The organism is Bacillus sp. TE8-1, from assembly GCF_008368855.1.
GTDB lineage: Bacteria > Bacillota > Bacilli > Bacillales > Bacillaceae_G > Bacillus_A > Bacillus_A cereus.
On sequence record NZ_QPET01000015.1, the window covers coordinates 166652 to 183870 of the forward strand.

The window sequence follows — 17219 nt, forward strand, 5'->3', positions numbered from 1 at the left end:
TCCTATCAAGTATTCGTTTCAATGAAAAAAGAGCACATCATTCGTGCTCTTTCCAAGCAATATTACTTTTCTAAAATATCTTCTAACAACTTCACTTGCTCGCTAACAGTTTGTAACGTCTTCACTGACGTATCATTTCGATGTTTTTCTTCTTCCACACTCGCTAGCACTTCTTCTGTAGCTGTAGAAGTTTGCTGAATTACGTTAGAAGCATGCGTAACATCCTTTACGATATTCGTTGTTTTAACTTGGAAACTTTCTTGATGAACAACAACCTCTCGCATTACTTCATTAATCGCATCAATAAACTTCCCTAAATCAGTTACATTTGTTAAAACGCTTACTAACATCTCGTTACATTCTTCTTGTACTCTTTCTGACTTCTCTACTTGCACTTCTACCTTACTTGCTTGATTACTAAACTCCTTCAAAATCCCTTGAATTCTTCCCGCAGAACGATTTGATTCTTCAGCAAGCTTTAACACTTCACTCGCTACAATAGCAAAACCTTTTCCATGCTCGCCTGCCCTCGCAGCTTCAATATTTGCATTTAAAGCTAGCAAACTCGTCTGACTTGAAATATTCGTTATTACATCTACAATTTCATTAATTTGTTTCGATTGCATCATTAAATCTCTAAATATAATTCCAGACTGTGAAACAACATCATTTAAACTTCTCATGTTAGTTTCAAAATTTCTTAGAGTATGTACACTACCTTTTGAAATTTCTAAGCTTTCATCCACACGAGCCGATGCAGTTCTTACTTGAGAGATGATTTGTTCAATATTTCCCTCCATATCATTCAATACTTCTACCGAACGATACATCATCTCTGATTGTGATTGCGTACCAACTGCCACCTCTTCAAAGGCAAAATTAATTTCACTCATCGATTCCATCGACGTGTTCATATTTTGTCTTAAATGATTGAAATTACTATCTAGTTTCACAACTGTTTCTTCAATAAGTCTTTGCGTCTCTTCTAACTCCTGAGCTTTTCTCATTACTTCTTGCTTCTCATCACTTAAACGAAGGAGCAGATTAGAACCGATTTTCGTGACGCCCCACATAGCGATTGTTACAATCGCTAACAAACTTGCGAAATTAGCAGCTTCAGACGAGGCTGTATAAGCAAAAAATTGCTCCGGCCAATAGCTACAAAGGATAAATGTGATCACAACAGCTACCCCGCCAAGAATTAAAATGAGGCGCTCACTTAAGTAAATAAGTGAAACAGCTAATGTAAAATAGACCATTTGAAATACAGCCGGGCTTTCATTAAAGGCTTGTACCATAATGTAAGACATTGTAAGCAACATAAATGTCATGATATATTTATACGCTGATTCCATACTTTTTATAAAAGTAAAAAGCGTTCCAAATGCAACGACAGAAATACCACAAATCCAAAACGCTATTGCTCTCTCTGTAAAAATATATCCATAATACCCAATTGCGATTATCCCAAGAAAGAAACTACAAATCGTTATAAACAGTAATAAATGATTTTTCTGTGATTCTTTCTCAAGGTTAGAAAAACAAGTCCTCTTTAACCACTCCATATGAAGCCCCACCTTCTACTTATACATATCAATTACTTCAGTTTAAATACCGCACTTACTGGGTTATGATCGCTATTTTCAAACTTTAAATCTCTCCCTTGTACATTTACAATCTCTACATTCGGTGAAACGATAAAGCCATCAATAATAGTGACGAAATTTTCACCTTCTACATATTTCTTTACATCATCTCTCACAGTCATAACAGACGGATCTACAGCCCACTTAAAGCCGCCGTCTGTAAAGTCCTTCGGTAACTCTACTAACCACTCAGGGCGCTCTTTCACGAACTTCGGATCACTTAATTGAGCGTTTGAAACTAATTGATTCCAATCTCCGCCCATTATTACGTAATCACCATTTTCATAATGCTTGTTCATATATTCTTTTAAGTACTCTACTTGCTGTTTTCTAATTTTCCCGCCTTCATCATAAGCAGACAAATGTAAATTTACGAGTCTAACATGTTTCCCATTATTAACAGGAATTTTATATTCCACAATTGCTCGATCTAAATCAAACAAACGCTTTGGCCAAGGCTCCATTCCAGGCAGCTGGAACCTCTTCGCTTCTTGAACAGTGTATTTAGAAAACGTACTTAATCCAGCCTCCGCATATCCCATTGGATTTGTTATTGGCACTGGAACCCATTTCGTATCGTAGTTCTTGCCAAATGACGAAACATAATCAGGTAATCCTTTTTTCAAAAATTCATGTTCATTTACATCAAATGAACGAAGTGACTTTATATCAACTTCTTGTAATAGCGCAAAATCACTATTCTCATTTTGTAAAAACGAAAGCATATTCTTTAAATTAGTTTCCGTTTGCTCTTTACTACTTGAACCAGATCCCTTTCCACCATCCATAAAGAAATCTTGATCCTTATCTAACCCAGCATATCCAATATTAAATGTTGTAACTTTAAACTCATTTCCAGTCGCTAATACGCGCTCCTTATTATTCTCTACCTTCAAGCTTATAACATCAGCAGGCTGTTCTTTAGTAAGTGTCATATAAGCTAGAAATCCTCCTACAATGCCCGCTACTACTAAAACACATGTAAATACGATTTTTAAAAATTTCTTCAAATAAATGACTCCTTTTCACGCAAATTTATTTTTCTTTATTTTCAGTCAAATAAAACAAAACGACACACATAAGAAACATTTTATCATAATTAAAACCGTATATCACTATATTTAGTTGATAAGTAATCGATCCCATTTTAATTACTTGAAAAACCTTCATACATCAAAAAAAGAAACGTTACACCCACCTCCTCACTGGAAATTAAACGGTATATTTAGTACACTATATGTAATAATCATAGGCGATGGAGTTCGCCATAAACGCTGCTTAGCTAATGACTCCTACCAGTATGGATACTGGTAGGAGTCTATTTTTTTGAGCAAGCTATTTAAAGAGGTGAGAAAATTGATTTATATTATCGTTGGCATTGCTGGTATATTAGGAGCTCTTTCTCGTTATTATTTAGGTCTTAATATCAACACATTTTGGCATCATTCATTTCCATTGGCAACATTACTCATTAACTTAATCGGTTGCTTTTTCTTAGCGTGGCTAACTACTTATATCGCTCGGCTAAACATCTTACCTTCAGAGGTTATCACAGGCATCGGAACTGGATTCATCGGTTCCTTTACGACTTTTTCAACATTTAGTGTAGAAACTGTGCAATTGATCAATCATTCTGGGTGGAGCATAGCCTTCTTATATGTATCATGCAGCATACTGGGTGGCCTCATTATGTCTGGCCTTGGCTATACACTTGGAGATTTCTTAATTAAGAAATCTCTTACAGAAGGTGATTACTCATGATAGAAGCTTTATTAGTCGCAACAGGAGGATTTTTCGGTGCGATTACACGATTTGCAATTAGCAATTGGTTTAAGAAAAGAAATAAAACACAATTTCCAATTGCTACATTCCTTATTAATATAACAGGAGCATTTTTACTTGGATATATAATCGGCAACGGAGTTACTACAGGCTGGCAACTATTATTAGGTACTGGATTTATGGGCGCATTCACTACATTTTCTACGCTTAAATTAGAATCTGTTCAGCTTCTCAATCGTAAAAAGCTATACATCTTCCTTTTATATTTAAGTGCTACTTACATAATTGGTATCCTCTTCGCCTTCCTTGGAATGAAGCTAGGCGGAATATAAAAAAAGCGACTCTATTGAGTCGCTTTCTTTCATAAGAAATATGTCCCGCCATATGGAATGGAAAATAAACCAGCTGGATGTACATCGTAATGTACAATTTGCATCGGAAGTTGTGAATACGGCATATACTGACTTTGCATCATTTGTGCAAAATATGCTTGTTGCTGCATTTGAATAGCTTGATTCACAGCATGAATTGTCCCTTGTGCCCCAGCCAGCGTAATAGCAGCTCCTACTTGTCTACCATTATAAAAATAATGATTCATCATGATTCATCTCACTTATTCTTTTTCTTCCATATGGTATGTTTCTATTTCATAGTGAGTGTTTTGTCCCTATCTATTGCCCTTTTTCAGCTTTGAAGTAATAAATCCAAATAGCAATATACCAATACCACTAAGGAACAATATATAACTTATCGGTACTAGGAAAAAGAAAGGTTCTTCAAGAAATCCATCCGCTCCTACTTTACTGTTTGAAGCATGTATCGTTAAAGAAATAATCGCTAAAATCATGAAAGAAATAGCTACTACGTATTTATTTTTCATTTCACATTCTCCTCTACTTATGTAATTCCCCTTAGATTCTTACCATCATATTATCTAAAAAAGAATTAACAGTCAATAATTATTTATTGTTAAACAATAAATAATTATTGACTAAACAAACAACAAAAAGGTTTGCAAAGCATCTTAAATCACTTCGCAAACCTTCTAAATTATAAATATTTACACTTCAAACCTCTTGCTTAATACAATATACATTGCGCAAAATAGCACGAATATCCCAGCATAAATTAACAAAATCTCTACACTAAACATATCCGACAACGGACCAAATATTATCATTCCTAAAGGAAGCGCGCATGAATTCGCAATTTGTACAAGGCTAAACATCCGTCCGTGCATTGATGGTTCTACTTTCTCCTGCAATAACACAGTAACTGGTGTATTGAAGCACGGCATTGTTATACCAATTAAAAAATTAAAGACTAAATACATAATAAATATCGGTGCTATTCCGAGTCCAATCATAAGCAGTCCATATAATGCACAAGCTAGCGCTGTTGTATGCATACGATTACGAAAACCACCCCACGCTGCAATCAATACGCCACCAGCTGCCGCACCCGCACTAAAGGTCATCTCACTAGCAGTAAGTCTCCACATTTCGGCCCCGAAAGAACGAGTTACCATTAAAGGTGTTAAAAAAGCAGCTGGACTTATTAAAATCATGACGATAATCAATAAAACGATTAGCCTTTTAATAAATACATTTTCTTTTAAATAAGTGAACCCTTCTTTAATTCCTTGTAGATTAGATTTTTGCTTACTTTCTACATTCACATGTCCTTCCACATGAATGACAAACATAATACTAATTCCAATCATAGCTGTAATAACATCAATAAAAAATGTTGTTTCAATGCTGGCAATAGAAAGAATCGCAGCACTTGCTGCTGGAGAAAGAAACATAATTAAAGATGTAATACTGCTATTTATTCCATTTACTTTCATAAGATACTCTTTCGGAACGATTTGCGGAATTAATGCATTCACAGCTGGCGTTTGTACTCCTGTTCCAGCTGAACGAATGAGTAACACAATAAAAAGTAACCAAATACTTTTATATCCTGTTAAAAATAAAATTGCTAAAACTAACGTCGCAATCGCTATAATTCCATCCGATAACATAATCATCTTTTTACGGTCATAACGATCAATCCAAACACCTGCAAACAAAGATATCGCAATTTGTGGTAGAAAACCGCAAACAGTTGAAATAGTCAACATCACTCCTGATGATGTTGTAAGGGTGATATACCATATAATCGCGTATTGCACGAGAGAGGAGCCGAACAACGAAATAGTTTGAGCGGTCAAAAATAATATAATTTTCGTTTTCCAATTGTTTTCACTCATATGTTTCACACCCCCTTAACTAATCCCGTCTCTATATGAAAGATGCTATCTGCCCAATCAAGATAAAAACTTGCTTCGTGAGATACGAGTATAATACTGCCCTTAAACTTAATTAACGCCTTTTGCAAAGCTTCCTTCGCTTCTGCATCCAAATGATTTGTCGGCTCATCTAAAATTAAGAAGTTACAAGGTGATAGTAATAATCCACACAGTTTCACCTTCGATTGTTCACCACCACTTAACGTACGAATTTCTTGCGAAACGTGCGTATCCTTCACTCCACACGCAGCTAAATGATGACGTATTTCCTTCATATTCAGTTTAGGAAACTGTTCTGAAATAATTTGAAGCGGCGTTAAAGAATCATTGCTCCAATTTAAATCTTGCTCATAATATCCAATCTTTATTTGCTCTGAAAAGTGAAACTCTCCAGAAAGACTAGCAATATTTCCAACGATTGTTTTTAATAAAGTAGATTTCCCTACTCCATTGAAACCTGTAATGACAAGTTTTTGCCCACTCATTACTGAAAAATTCAACTTTGGTAAGAGAGCGAAGTCGTAACCAACTTCAAGATTATTTACTTCAAGAACTGTCTGAACTGAAATGGGAAGTTCCTGAAAATGAATAGACGGTTTATGAGTAAAACTTGGTGGCGCAATTCTTTCCATACGCTGTAATTGTTTTCTACGACCTTGCGCTATTTTTGAATTCACCCCAGCAATATTTCTACGAATATACTCTTCCGTTTTTTCAATTTTCTTTTGCTGTGCATAATATTGGCGAATATAATCTTTTCGCAAATGCTCCTTCTGCCTTACAAAATCTGAGTATTTGCCGTAATACTTCTTAACTGTCCCGAACTCTACATCACATATGCAAGAAGTTACCTTTTCCAGAAAATCAAAATCATGTGATACGACAATAAATGCTCCTTCAAAATTCATTAAATAATTAGCAAGCCACTCCACATGCTCCTTATCGAGAAAATTCGTCGGTTCATCTAGCAATAAAATATTAGGCTCTTCTAATAAGAGCTTCGCTAAAATTACCTTTGCACGCTGCCCTCCGCTTAATTCACCAATCACACGATTCATCCCAATCACATCAATACCTAAACCGGCTGCCACCTTATTCGTAATACTATCTACTGAATAAAAATCATGAGCCTCGAGCAGTCCTTGAATTTCTGCCGCTTTCAATAGTTGATTTTCATCTCCAGTCATCGCACTTTCTTCATATAACTTGTTCATTCTCTTTTCCATTTCATACAAATCATAAAAGGCTCTCTTTAAATATTTTGAAATGGTGTAACCCTCATCAATTTCTGCGTATTGATCAAGATGTCCAATTTGAATATTAGGTTGCCACTTTATGTCTCCCTTATCAGGAATAATTTCCCCCACCAATATTTTCATTAATGTGCTTTTTCCTGCACCATTCTGTCCAACAATTCCCATATGCTCCCCTTTATGCAAATCAAAAGAAGCATTTTCGTATAATACTTTATCTATAAAACTATGTGATAAACTTTCCACTTTAAGTAAACTCATTTTTATTCCTCTTTTCCTGAAATTAAAAAAAGCAGAGAGATAGCGTCATTCGACACTAGCCCTCTGCTTCGTGGTTTTTCCTATACTACTCCAATTTACAGTAAAGACTCATCGGAATAATATACACAAAGGGCCATAGACAAAGCATTGTCTATGGCCCCTTAATCTATTTTATACACCAGCTGAAAAACCATAACGAAATAAGCATAGATACACTATACTTTTTTAGAAAAGTTATTCAGCCGATGAATATAGGGGATTTATACCCCTTGATTAAGCTCCGTACAACGCTTCACCGTATACATTTGTGCGGAGCAAAGTTTTCTAATGAGTTTTACAAATTTTATATAAAGCATATTATGCACCTTCCTTAATACTTAAAAAGGATTTTAGCATACGGTTTTACGAAGCGTCAACATTACTTCCGAATCTTTCAACTATTTGTTTTCAAAATATTGCTTCTGAAACATACACATTCTTATCGCATTATGATAATTACCATCAACGAAAAACTCATCGATAAGCTCACCTTCTATCATAAACCCAACTTTTTTATAAACATGTACTGCTTTTTCATTTTCCTTATCTACAACTAAATAAATCTTATGCATATTTAGTACGGAAAAAGCGTAATCCATTGCTAAACGCGTCGCATCCACTGCATAACCATATCCTTGATAATTCGGATCAATAATAATTTGGAATTCTGTTCTACGATGAATATAATCGATTTCTACTAACTCAACTAATCCAACCATTTCATTGTCTTTCTCAACGATAAATCGGCGTTCGCTTTGATCATGTATATGTTTATCGTATAAGTCTTGCAGCTCCACAAATGCCTCATATGGCTCTTCAAACCAATACGACATAATATGCGCATTATTATTCAGTTCGTGTACGAACTTTAAATCTTCTCGTTCCAATGGACGTAACTTCAATTCCTGATTCATTCCTATAACCTCCAAGTAAAAGAAACCTCTTCACTTAATTTCTCAATTTTTTTCGATTTCAAACGCCCTAATTTCATTGTAAACTTTCAAGCAACTTGAAGGTCAAGATATAAAAAAGTAGTGCAAACTTATGTCTGCACTACTACTCTTTTCTCAAATCTCTCATATTCGATATGTATAAAGCAATAACTAAAACAAGAATTGCTCCTGCGTATAATAACGTCTCCATCGGTTCCTCATGAGACACAATAATCAATCGAATTAAGGCCGTAATTCCGATATAAATAAAATAACGTAACGGGAAATGATAGTTCGATTTAAAATACTTAATAATTAATGCAATGAACTCGAAGTATAAGAAATAGACGATGATACTTTCAACCAATTTATAAGACGTATACTCTTTTGCCGAAAAAATATACTGCACAAACGTAATTGTCTCATTCACTAAGAAAATCGATAACACAATGGATAATATAATTAAAGCTATATTTAATATCCATTGCAAAACACTAGCTATAACATGATCGATATTAAATGACTTCATTTTCTCTTTAGACTCCCCTTCGTATAAGTACTTATTTATTATAGCAAAATTACGATTGGAAAGAAGTTAAATCATATATTCGTCCTTTGTTGTTTCCAGTGTAGGGGAGATTTAGTGTGTGGAGAATTCTGTTTACAACCATACCCGACGAAACATGGAGAAACTCTTTCAAATTACCGTTCGTACATGTCGTACTAATGAGCAATGCATAATCTCGTATAGCATCCTCATGTGCCACTTTTGAAAAATCTTTACAACTTGTACAACGCCAGCCCTTCTTCACTTTAACCATTGGAATAACTAAGCATTTCTCACATTGTACTCCATTTAACAACTCCTCTTTTTCTATTTTATATTGCTCAAGTATATTTTGTTGAAGTGGAGAATGCTCCGTTATTATTTGATGAATGAGCCTATCTACATTATCTATAACTTTTCTCTTATATTTACTTTCAAACCACTTTATTTTATGAGGTAAATTTGCACTATGAATAATTGTATGAAGAAGATTGTCATCTGAAGATTTTATAATGGTACGAGGCGAGCTAATAACAACGAGGGACTCGATTGGAAGACTAGAGGAAAATCCATGTAAGCTTAACCATTTCTTTAATTGTATTTCTTGCCTTTTTATTTGTAAAACCGGATCTGGAAATCCCTCTGAATTTCCTTCTGTTATTCGGATAAGTTGATTAAACTTTGCATCAAACATTAATGTACCTGCTATATTTTTTATCTCAAGAAAAAGAAGAAACTTTGTGGAAATGATAATAGTATCAATTTGAAAGTATTGATCATGATTAGATAAGCGAACATCATGTAAAACACTCTACTCTTTCTCAGAAATAAAACTAAGTGGATAATCAATTGCTTGCTCCCCTTTATACCCCGCCATGTGTTTTGCCAAGTTTTCTCCAATTAAATTTCGTTTTGGATGATGTACAGGTAACCTTCTAAGCAGTGCTTCTAACTGTCTTATATAAATCGGCATTTTTCTTTCTTTCACAATCACCTCAAACACCCCTTTACAAATATATCAACGATTTTTTCAATATATCTATCACAACTCACAATATATCAACGATTTTCTCAATATATCTATCACAACTCACAATATATCAACGATTTTTCCAATATATCGATTGGTCGACAATATCTGACACTACCTCACTCCAATCACTCACAGCATATCCTAGAAAAACACCTTCAGCAAAAACTTAAAATCGTATTTCCTCATAAAAAAACCATAACCCGCTCCTCCAGCAAAGTTATGGTTTTTAACCCTGCAATGCCACTCTATCTATAACTTTGCCGTGAAGTCCACAAAATCCATTTGTACTTATAGCAACTTTCACTTTTTTCACACTGAAACTATATACCCCAAAATCGTTTCACAACGTTATTACTTCCGCATAGCTACAATTAGCAATTACATTATTATTAGCGGCTTTCCTTCTTCTTTACAATGTATTTTTTGGATTACTCGTAGGCACTACAGTAATCTAGCGATTTTTTATAAATATGAACATTTTTTAGGAATTAGTTTATCTTTTTTTAATGTTTTATTTAGAGGCAGTTTATAGTCGGGGATTAACATAAGAAACGTAGCAACTAAGTTCATATATGACGCACTGCTACTATAATCGCTAACCGTACTACTTGAAATCATAAAATAAGGAGACGATAAAACATGAACAAAAAAACAAAAGCACTATCATCCGTACTGCTCGGATTCACATTAGTATTAACAGGGTGTGCTGGTACTAAAGCTGAAGAAAATCACGGGAAACAAAAACAAGAACAAGTTGCTAAAGAAACAAAGCAGGAAAACAAATTAACTAAAGGGCAAAAAATGGCTAATATTCTTAGCGAGACAAATTGGCAAGGTACACGAGTGTATGACAAAGATAAGAATGACTTAACAAAAGAGAATGCAAACTTCATTGGTCTTGCAAAGTATGATGCAAAGTCAGGCAGATATGAATTTTTTGATGCTAAAACAGGTGCAAGTCGTGGCGATAAAGGAACCTTCTTTGTCACAAATGATGGGAAGAAGAGAATATTAATTTCAGAATCAATGAAGTATCAAGCTGTCGTTGACATGACAAAACTAAATAAAAATGTATTTACTTATAAACGAATGGGGAAAGACGCTAACGGTAAAGATGTAGAAGTTTTCGTTGAACATGTCCCATATAAAGAAAAAGAACTTTCTTTCACTGATCCGGACAAGCAGCTGAACACGAATACAGGAGATATTGTTCAAAACGTTGATGGAGATAAAATTTTGGGCGGTACCCTTTGGCACGGAACAAAGGTATTAGACGAAGCTGGTAACGATGTAACACAGTTTAATTCGAATTTTATAAGTTTAGCAAAATTTGATGACAAATCTAATAAATATGAGTTCTTCAATAGCGAAACAGGTCAAAGCCGCGGTGATTATGGCTACTTCGATGTTGTACACGAAAATAAAATAAGAGCCCATGTTTCAATTGGAAATAATAAATACGGTGCTGCTCTTGAGCTTACTGAACTAAATAAGAATAAATTTACGTATAAAAGAACTGGTAAAGACCAAACTGGTAAGGATATAACTATATTCGTTGAACATGAACCTTATAAAGGTGATATGAAACCACAATTTAGTTTTTAATTGATTTGATTAAAAATCTACTTTTTATATTCGAAACATGAATTAGTATACGCTGACCGTTTTGTTCAGCGTATACTATTTTTTACATTGAATAACCACTACAGCTCATCAATTACTTTCGTTAGCTTTTGAAGCGCTGATAAAAGGTTTGTTAACTCTTCAGGTGATAAACTTGCATAATATTTTTCAGAAACCTGTTGCATATATGCGTCCATTTCTTTTTTATATAACAATCCTTTCTCACCTAATTCAACTGAAAATGCACGTTTATCTTCTGCATGTTGCCTTCTGAAAATATATCCTTCCGTTTCAAGTTTCACTAACTGCTGGCTAATGGCACTTTTCGTCACATTCATTTTTTCAGCTAACTCTTTAGGAGTGGATGATGGGTACCTAATAATTAATGTTAACAACGTATATTGCTGATTATTTAAATTAAAATTCGTATAAGATCTTTCTTTCGTTTCAAGTAATATCCATAGTTCTTCAAGTGTTTGATTGATTTCCTCAGCTATATTTTTATTTATCATACTTCTCTCTCTCACCTTTTCTTCTCCAATTTTTCGGGTTTAAATACTTTTTATATTTTGCCACCACTTCTTTTCCAACAAAGACAGCACCTATCAAAAATAGAATTTCTCCTATTACTATACACCCTGGAATGACAATGGTCTTTACCTGCGTCGAAAGTGAAGTAAATGGTATGATTAAAGCACTTCCCCAAAGTAGAACATATATGATTAGAAGTCCTATTCCAATTTTAAAAAGCAATGGCTTTTTTTGTTTATTTTCGTTTGAAATTATTTCTTTTTCCATTTCAAAACCCCCGAATACAATTTGATTTAGTTTACTTAACTAAACTATATATCAAGATTGATTTGATTGCAAGACTTTAAAATGTATTCACTAAAATTGCGTTTACTTGAATTCCAACCACATATTTTGAAAATAATTTTATTTGTATTCCCTATAAAAAAACACTTCTTCCGTGGAAAAAGTGTTTTTTTATACTTAATGACTAATACTAGCTGTTGGGTATAATGTTGTTCCTCCAATTGAAACTTTTATTTCATTTGTTAATGGAACGTTTTGTTCATTAATAATTGTTCTCCACCATTCCCATGCAAGACCTGTACATTCTCTTGCTACAATTTTTATATTTTTTGAATTCGGTGGAAGAGGGATAACTGTAGAGTAATGAGCCGTTTTGTCTTTTCCACTACCATCCCACGTTTTATGTGTTAGTACTTCGTTACCCTTTTGATCAAATGTGAATTCATCCCAAGATACATCAAATTGAGCAACGTAAGCACCGTAATGATCAAGTGTCATTTTAGCACTTGAATATTCTGTAGTTGTCGTCTCAATATAATCTGTATTGTTATGAACAGCAGCAGTTGCATTATCTTTTAAGAAAGTACTTGTATATGAAATTGGGTATGCTGGATTTTTAAGACTTAATTCAGCATTATCTTTAATAATATTTCGGATTTCATTGAAATCTTTAGTAACAACCTTGTTATGTTCTTTCGCATCTCCGCCTAATACTACAGCAGTAAAGGTACTTTCTTCAAAAATATCTTTATACTGTCCACTTGTTTCAACGCTGTTATTCTTAAGTAAGGCTTTAAAAGCAGCTTGTACATCTTTGCTCTTAGATGTTGTTTCTAATTTTACATAAATCGTTCTACCATAAGCTACATTTGAAACCATAACAGGTGGAGCCGAATTATTTACGCCTTTTCGAGTTAACTCGTCAAAAGTAACGCTATTATCAAAAAGGTCGGATGGATTGTTAGGTAGTTCAGCACTTACCGTATAAAATATTTGCTTATACGCCGCTACCATCACTTTTTTCTCTCCATTTGCAACCGCATTAAAATCAATATTTAGACTGTTATCAAGATATTTAGCGTTAACATTAAGAGCACTTGCAATTTGTGATTTACTATAAACCATAGATTCCGTATACTGCATTCTTGCAGGTAACGTATGTGTTGTAGAATACTTTTCATTCCAAGTAGATACTAAATCGTCTACTGCTCCAGCTACATTACCATATGTCGGATTTTGGACAGTGATTGTATTTTCTTTTCTCATGCCCGGTAAGTCTATACTAATATTCAAAGGCTTTCTCTTAGCCACTAATAAACTCGGTTGATTGTCTGCAAAAGCTTTATTAGCAAGTTGTACAGCTCCTGGATACGTGCGATTCACTACAGAATCAATAATTGAAATATCGACTGGTGACGTTGTAAGTGATTTTTTCTCGCGTTCCACTACTACAAATTTACCATTTGAATTGATACTTTCTTTCGGAACAAAACTTTCTACTTTATCACCATTTACAGCTAAAACCTCTTGATTATTATATTTAAGATTTGCTATACCAGTATCAATGCCACTAGCATTTTTGGTTACATCAGTTGCATTACTTGCTTGTGTTTCTGCGAAGGAAATAGATGAATAATTAATAATGCATAGACTAACTAATAAACATGCAAGGAACTTTCTTCTTTTAGTGTTTTTCTTAATATTCAGAAAAATCACCCCGTTCTTTTTTTAGTAAAATATGATAATGATTGATAAATGATTGCTAACTAATAAATTTACATAAATGCTTTTAAAAGTTCTTGAATTAACGGGATTACGCCACCTACAAATTTTAAAACTGCCATTGCGATTTCCATATTATTTCCTCCTTGTTATTGCTACGAAAATGTGATTTATCTTTATGCCCTCATTATAGTGACCCCTTACAATTTTATCAATACACTCTGATATGCAATATTACATATACAAAAAACAAGCTGAATTCTTTTGAAAAATTATACAGAGATATTTTTTCGTTTGGTACATACTTGAAAAGGTGAAGCATTCTTTTGCATTTTATGAGTAATCACATAAAAAAAGCTGCTGCCTATAAAATATAGACAGCAACTTCAACTAGAGTAGCTTGCATAATCTACGCAAGATATTTTATAACTAATAAACTGCGATCGGCCCATAAGGACCATTAATAATTTCTATTTTTGTTTCAAAAATATCTGTCAAAAGTGTTGGGTCCATAACTTCTTCTACTGTTCCAAAAGCAGCAATTTGTCCATCTTTCATAGCACAAATTTTATCCGAGTATTTAGCTGCAAAATTTATGTCATGCATAACAGTCAAAATTGTTCTTCCAAATTCATTAGCTGCACGTCTTAAATGCTCCATCATTTGAACAGAACGAGCAACATCAAGGTTGTTCAGAGGTTCGTCCAAAAGTACATATTCCGTCTCTTGGCACAATACCATCGCTACATATGCCCTTTGTCTTTGACCACCAGAAAGCTCATCTAAATATCTATTCTCTAAACTAGTTAAATCTAAGAAATCGATATATTTAGAAATGATAACCTCATCTTCTTTAGTCAATCTTCCCTTTGAATAAGGAAAGCGCCCAAATCCAACTAATTGTCTAACTGTAAGCCTAGTTACAAAATGATTTTCTTGTCGCAATATAGTCAAAACTTTTGCTAAGTCTTTCGATTTAGATTCAGAAACATCCATATTTGCTACCTGAATTTGACCTTCATCCATATCTAAAAGTCTGCCAATCATCAAAAGTGTCGTTGACTTTCCAGCACCATTTGGTCCAATTAAAGAAGTAAAGCCTGCTTTTGGTATTTCAATATCCAAAGGTCCTATTTTTACCTTATCAGTATAGAACTTTTTAACATTATCAATTTTTATCATAAAGCCCTCTTCCTTAAAACTATAGTTAAAAATATGATTCCACCAAATAATTCAATAATAACTGAAACTACACCTTGAGCATGGAATACATGATACATTAAAAAGTATGCACTCGTCATTATTAAAAATCCTATGGCAAAAGCCATTGGGAAAATATATCTATGATCATAAGTTGACGCCGCCTGATAACTCAAAGTCGCTACTAAAAAGCCGTAGAAAGTAAGTGGCCCAATTAGAGCTGTTGAAATAGACATCAAAATAGCTACTAATACAAGCGTATAAATTACACTAGGTTGATATTTAACTCCAAAAGAAGTAGCAACATCCTTTCCTAGTGACAAAACATTCAAATTCTTAGAATGAGCAAAAATTAATACTGCTACAATTATGATCATAGGAATTACAATAGGAAAATATGCAGGATCTGCATGATTAACAGAACCAAATAATCTTGCTTGTAAAATATCAAATTCTGAAGGCGCAAGTAGTTTTCTCATGAAAGTTGACACAGAATTTAGCCCGGTACCAATAATAATTCCAACTAAAAGCATAAGTTGTAAATTCCCGTATTTACCGGAAAGTAACCATCCATAAAGTATCAAACTCATGAAGACCATAACAACAACTTGGAATAAAAATGATCCAACTCCATTAAAATTTATTAACGCACTAGCACCAAAGAAGAATACTGTACTCGTTTGAATTGCTGAATAAAGTGATTCGAAACCTAAAAGTGAAGGAGTAATAATTTTATTATTCGTAATAGATTGGAAAGCAACTGTCGACAAGCTATGGCAAACCGCAGCAATAATCATTGCAACAATAGCTACTATCCTTCTCTTAACGACTGGGATAAAAGAAGGTGAATCTATCGGAACTGGATTGTTATACACTAAAAGGCCATATGAAGAAAGGAGACCTAAACCAATCAATGTTATCAGTAAAATCCAATAACGCCTTGCTTCCTTCTTAGAACGAAAAGCGCTAGCTGATCTACTTTCATTATGAAGGCTAGAATCGATTTCGACATTTTCTTTATTTCTATATTCTAATGTGATCATCGTAGCCTCCTTGGTTTTCTTTTTCTCAATAAAATAGTAATAAACACGACTGCTCCCACTGTTGCAAGGATTAATGAAACAGGTAATTCAAAAGGCTTTATAATTGTTCGAGAAATGATATCACAGGCAGTTATTGATCCCATTCCGATCACACAAACCCAAGGTAAATTACTCCTAAGATCATCACCTCTAAACATTGAAACGATATTTGGCACAATTAATCCTAAGAAAGGTAAGTGTCCAATAACAGCTGCAACAATTCCAACTGCAACAGAGATAAGAGCAGTCCCAAAAAGAACAATTCTATTGTAATTAACTCCAAGACTTGTTGCGACATCTTCTCCTAGTCCAGCTAAAGTCAATCTATTAGCATACATAAAAATAAGAAAAGTAATGATAACAATCAGCCATAAATATTCATATCTTCCCACCTGAATGTTAGCAAATGAACCTACAAACCAAGTTTCAATACTTTGCGTCTTTTGAAAAAGGAGTCCTAAAAAAGTAGACACTGCAGAAATTACTGCTCCAAGCATCAATCCAATAATCGGAACAATTAAAGACGAACGAAGCTTAACTCTTCTTAAAAATAGAAAGAAAATCATAGTTCCTATAAAAGAAAAAATGATTGCACCAGTCATTCTTTGAACTAAAGTCGGGGCAGGAAATAATAAATACACAAAAAGCAGGCCTAAGCCTGACCATTCAATAGTCCCCGTTGTAGTAGGTTCAACAAAGCGATTCTGTGTAATGAGTTGCATTACGAGCCCTGCCATCGCCATCGCAGCTCCAGTAAGCATTAATGCAGCTGTTCTCGGAACACGAGTTATGAAAAACATCTCTGTCCCGTCCTCTTGTCCACGTATATCATAAACTCCAGTAAACAGTGATATAATCCCTAAAATTATAACAACTATAACTGCTATTATAAAAGGTTTTGTCCATATTTTATTTTGATTATAAAACTGGGGTTGAGAAATATTCTCAACCCTAGAAATCATATTTTTTGACACTGTTTCGTACCCCTTT

At 34.0% G+C, this 17219-nt stretch carries 17 protein-coding genes, 1 pseudogene and 1 riboswitch; of the genes and pseudogenes, 3 read left to right on the forward strand and 15 right to left on the reverse strand.

What is annotated here, in order from left to right; translation table 11 throughout:
* Positions 1-62: 62 nt before the first annotated feature.
* On the reverse strand, positions 63-1565 hold the full coding sequence (locus tag DN404_RS16600) for a DUF4077 domain-containing protein (RefSeq protein WP_149215243.1): 1503 nt from the start codon (positions 1563-1565) through the stop codon (positions 63-65).
* 32 nt (positions 1566-1597) lie between these two features.
* Entirely contained in the window at positions 1598-2656 is a 1059-nt protein-coding gene (locus DN404_RS16605) for an endonuclease/exonuclease/phosphatase family protein (RefSeq protein WP_149215244.1), read from the reverse strand.
* A 232-nt stretch (positions 2657-2888) separates the two neighbouring features.
* A riboswitch (Fluoride riboswitch) is annotated at positions 2889-2948 on the forward strand.
* Positions 2949-3002: 54 nt separating this feature from the next.
* Between DN404_RS16605 and crcB (DN404_RS16610) the strand changes: the two genes are divergently transcribed.
* Together crcB (DN404_RS16610) and crcB (DN404_RS16615) are read left to right on the forward strand one after the other, a co-directional pair.
* Complete coding sequence (gene crcB / locus DN404_RS16610) at positions 3003-3407, forward strand: fluoride efflux transporter CrcB (RefSeq protein ID WP_179951866.1); 405 nt, start codon at positions 3003-3005, stop codon at positions 3405-3407.
* Positions 3404-3760: a fluoride efflux transporter CrcB gene (gene crcB, locus DN404_RS16615; protein WP_000568585.1), complete on the forward strand. Its 357-nt coding sequence runs from the start codon at positions 3404-3406 to the stop codon at positions 3758-3760. The genes crcB (DN404_RS16610) and crcB (DN404_RS16615) overlap by 4 nt, the downstream gene beginning before the upstream one ends.
* Before the next feature lie 29 nt (positions 3761-3789).
* Here the strand turns inward: crcB (DN404_RS16615) and DN404_RS16620 are convergent, their stop codons facing one another.
* The 7 genes and pseudogenes from DN404_RS16620 to DN404_RS16650 form a co-directional block, all read right to left on the reverse strand.
* Positions 3790-4029 (reverse strand): DUF3947 family protein, encoded by a 240-nt coding sequence (locus tag DN404_RS16620; protein WP_000980956.1) that lies wholly within the window; start codon positions 4027-4029, stop codon positions 3790-3792.
* Positions 4030-4095: 66 nt separating this feature from the next.
* On the reverse strand, positions 4096-4308 hold the full coding sequence (locus DN404_RS16625; protein WP_000792610.1) for a DUF3955 domain-containing protein: 213 nt from the start codon (positions 4306-4308) through the stop codon (positions 4096-4098).
* A 180-nt stretch (positions 4309-4488) separates the two neighbouring features.
* Positions 4489-5682, reverse strand: a complete 1194-nt coding sequence (locus DN404_RS16630) for an MFS transporter (protein WP_001293750.1) — start codon at positions 5680-5682, stop codon at positions 4489-4491.
* Positions 5683-5687: 5 nt separating this feature from the next.
* A complete protein-coding gene (locus tag DN404_RS16635) occupies positions 5688-7235 on the reverse strand; it encodes an ABC-F family ATP-binding cassette domain-containing protein (RefSeq protein ID WP_149215246.1) in 1548 nt (515 codons plus the stop codon).
* A gap of 437 nt (positions 7236-7672) precedes the next feature.
* On the reverse strand, positions 7673-8188 hold the full coding sequence (gene speG / locus DN404_RS16640; RefSeq protein WP_149215247.1) for a spermidine N1-acetyltransferase: 516 nt from the start codon (positions 8186-8188) through the stop codon (positions 7673-7675).
* 142 nt (positions 8189-8330) lie between these two features.
* On the reverse strand, positions 8331-8735 hold the full coding sequence (gene psiE, locus DN404_RS16645; protein WP_000834708.1) for a phosphate-starvation-inducible protein PsiE: 405 nt from the start codon (positions 8733-8735) through the stop codon (positions 8331-8333).
* 49 nt (positions 8736-8784) lie between these two features.
* Positions 8785-9741 (reverse strand): annotated as a pseudogene (locus DN404_RS16650) (nuclease-related domain-containing protein).
* A 684-nt stretch (positions 9742-10425) separates the two neighbouring features.
* Between DN404_RS16650 and DN404_RS16655 the strand changes: the two are divergent.
* On the forward strand, positions 10426-11391 hold the full coding sequence (locus tag DN404_RS16655) for a DUF4822 domain-containing protein (RefSeq protein WP_149215248.1): 966 nt from the start codon (positions 10426-10428) through the stop codon (positions 11389-11391).
* Positions 11392-11489: 98 nt separating this feature from the next.
* Here DN404_RS16655 and DN404_RS16660 read toward each other — a convergent pair whose 3' ends face one another.
* The 6 genes from DN404_RS16660 to DN404_RS16685 form a co-directional block, all read right to left on the reverse strand.
* Complete coding sequence (locus DN404_RS16660; protein ID WP_000608841.1) at positions 11490-11921, reverse strand: MarR family winged helix-turn-helix transcriptional regulator; 432 nt, start codon at positions 11919-11921, stop codon at positions 11490-11492.
* Entirely contained in the window at positions 11911-12207 is a 297-nt protein-coding gene (locus DN404_RS16665; protein WP_000409981.1) for a transporter suffix domain-containing protein, read from the reverse strand. The genes DN404_RS16660 and DN404_RS16665 overlap by 11 nt, the downstream gene beginning before the upstream one ends.
* Positions 12208-12402: 195 nt before the next feature.
* Entirely contained in the window at positions 12403-13941 is a 1539-nt protein-coding gene (alo, locus tag DN404_RS16670; RefSeq protein WP_149215249.1) for an anthrolysin O/cereolysin O family cholesterol-dependent cytolysin Alo, read from the reverse strand.
* A 435-nt stretch (positions 13942-14376) separates the two neighbouring features.
* Positions 14377-15129: an iron ABC transporter ATP-binding protein gene (locus tag DN404_RS16675; RefSeq protein ID WP_000590070.1), complete on the reverse strand. Its 753-nt coding sequence runs from the start codon at positions 15127-15129 to the stop codon at positions 14377-14379.
* On the reverse strand, positions 15126-16190 hold the full coding sequence (locus DN404_RS16680) for an iron chelate uptake ABC transporter family permease subunit (protein WP_149215250.1): 1065 nt from the start codon (positions 16188-16190) through the stop codon (positions 15126-15128). Before DN404_RS16680 ends, DN404_RS16675 begins: the two co-directional genes overlap by 4 nt.
* The gene (locus DN404_RS16685; protein ID WP_086388916.1) at positions 16187-17203 is read right to left on the reverse strand and encodes an ABC transporter permease; all 1017 of its coding nucleotides are present in this window, start codon (positions 17201-17203) and stop codon (positions 16187-16189) included. The genes DN404_RS16680 and DN404_RS16685 overlap by 4 nt, the downstream gene beginning before the upstream one ends.
* Between the last annotated feature and the right edge of the window lie 16 nt (positions 17204-17219).